We start from the raw sequence: 773 nt of genomic DNA, 5'->3' as shown, positions 1-773 counted from the left end.
GTGCAGGCCCAGCCCCACATGAAGGGCGCGAGCCTCTACGAGGAGGTCGCGACGAAGGAGGCGTACGTCGTCCCGGCGATCGGCGAGAAGAGGTTCACCGTCGCGGCGATCGACCTCGGCATCAAGGGCATGACCCCGCAGCGGATGGCCGAGCGCGGCGTGGAAGTGCACGTGCTGCCCGCGACGGCGACCGCCGAGGACGTGTACGCGGTGCACCCGGACGGCGTCTTCTTCTCCAACGGCCCAGGGGACCCCGAGACCGCCGACCACCCGGTGTCGGTCATGCGAACCGTCCTGGAGCGCGGCACCCCCCTGTTCGGCATCTGCTTCGGCCAGCAGATCCTGGGGCGGGCGCTCGGCTTCGGCACGTACAAGCTGAAGTACGGCCATCGGGGCATCAACCAGCCGGTCCAGGACCGTACGACCGGCAAGGTCGAGGTCACCGCGCACAACCACGGCTTCGCCGTGGACGCGCCACTGGACGGCATCCCCGAGACGCCCTTCGGGCGGGTCGAGGTGTCCCATGTCTGCCTCAACGACGGGGTGGTGGAAGGCCTCCGGCTCCTGGACCGCCCCGCCTTCTCCGTCCAGTACCACCCCGAAGCGGCAGCGGGCCCGCACGACGCGGCCTACCTGTTCGACCGCTTCACAGCTTTGATGAGCACAGCTCTGATGGAGGGCCAGCGTGCCTAAGCGCACCGATATCCAGTCCGTCCTGGTCATCGGCTCCGGCCCGATCGTCATCGGCCAGGCCGCCGAGTTCGACTACTCCG

At 69.1% G+C, this 773-nt stretch carries 2 protein-coding genes; both read left to right on the top strand.

Features of this window, described 5'->3' with window-relative positions; genetic code table 11:
• Positions 1 to 693: carbamoyl phosphate synthase small subunit (locus tag IE244_RS41585; RefSeq protein ID WP_191878769.1), on the top strand; the 693-nt coding region annotated here is incomplete at its 5' end.
• Positions 686 to 773: carbamoyl phosphate synthase preATP-grasp domain-containing protein (locus IE244_RS43460; protein WP_444545087.1), on the top strand; the 88-nt coding region annotated here is incomplete at its 3' end. The genes IE244_RS41585 and IE244_RS43460, both read left to right, overlap by 8 nt.

Origin of the sequence: Streptomyces filipinensis (assembly GCF_014649495.1) — a bacterium.
GTDB lineage: Bacteria > Actinomycetota > Actinomycetes > Streptomycetales > Streptomycetaceae > Streptomyces > Streptomyces filipinensis.
This window is presented reverse-complemented; position numbering and strand designations above follow the sequence as displayed.